Origin of the sequence: Streptomyces sp. NPDC047014, from assembly GCF_040644195.1 — a bacterium.
In the GTDB taxonomy this organism is placed as follows: domain Bacteria; phylum Actinomycetota; class Actinomycetes; order Streptomycetales; family Streptomycetaceae; genus Streptomyces.
Window position 1 is genome coordinate 1 of record NZ_JBEYVX010000189.1, and the last position, 1180, is coordinate 1180.

Here is a 1180-nt window from a genome sequence, read left to right on the forward strand (position 1 = left end):
ACTCTCCCGGCATAATCACACTCTTCCCCACCCCGCCGCTCTTCCGATCTGGCCGGGCGGCGTCCCCGCGCCCCTCGGGCGCGGTGGCCTGCCAGGACACCACCCCGAGCGTGACGGCGGCGAGCGCGACTCCGGCGGAGATCAGCAGGGGCTTGACGGAGGACTTGGAGGAGGAGGAAGACATACGGATGCTCCGGTTCTACGGATGAGGTCGAGTACGGGCCCGCGCGCGCGGCGACGGGGCCCGGGGGCCGTAAGGGTCCCCGCGTGCGGTGGCTGGCCCGGGGGCCGTACGGGTCCGTGCGCGCGGCAGCGGGCCGAGGGCCATACGAGGCCGCACGCGGCGGCGGGCCCGAAAGGCGTACGGGGTCCGCGCACGCGGTGGTCCGAGGGGCCGTACCGGGCCGCACGCGGCGGCGGGGCCCCAGGAGGCCACGACGCGGGCGTACCGACGTGTACGGGTTCGGACCAGTGCCGGGCGGTCTCCGAGGCGAGGCGAGGCGGGGCTGAGCCCCACAGCCGGCCGGAGGACCGCTCGGCGGGGGCCTCTAGACCCGCATCACGGACAACTCCACCGGCCCGGGCGCGGCCCGCTCGGCCCCCCGCACCACCACCCGCCCGGGCAGCCCTATGCCCGCCCGCCCCACCACCGGCACCACCCGCGCGAGCGGCACCTGAGCATGCTCACCCCGAACCGGAACCCCAGGCACCCCACCCTGCTCGGGCACGGCAGGAGCACAGAAGGGCCCACCACCCAGGCCGACAGGACCGGCATGCGGCGCCTCGGGCAGGCCGGCCACACCCCGGACCGGCACCCGGCCAGAAACAGCACCCGCCTCCGTACCGGTCGCGGCATGACCGGAGGCGGACGCCAAGGTCCCGGCCGAGCCGAGCACCCCCGGGGCTACCGCCCCGGCAGAGGGCGCGGCCAGGAGCAACGATGCGCCACCGGCCGGTACGGCCAGCGGCAGCGGGGCGGCGCCCCCGGCCTCCGGCGCGGGCCACGACGCCGGGCCGCCGGACGGCGCGGACAGGCCGCCCGAAGCCGAGGCCGGCGTCGCGGGCCAGGACTCCGCCCCGGCGGTCACGCTGCTCCACGAGGACGTGAAGCGCTTCTACGACGGCTTCCCGCGGGACGCGCACCCGATGGCCATGCTGTCCTCCGTGGTCAGCGCGCTGT

At 77.1% G+C, this 1180-nt stretch carries 1 protein-coding gene and 1 pseudogene; both read right to left on the minus strand.

The features are described 5' to 3' along the window. Positions 1–184: pseudogene (locus tag ABZ873_RS34160) on the minus strand (hypothetical protein); the annotation flags it as partial. A 364-nt stretch (positions 185–548) separates the two neighbouring features. Beyond that, a complete protein-coding gene (locus ABZ873_RS34165) occupies positions 549–674 on the minus strand; it encodes a hypothetical protein (protein WP_360880773.1) in 126 nt (41 codons plus the stop codon). Positions 675–1180: the final 506 nt, after the last annotated feature.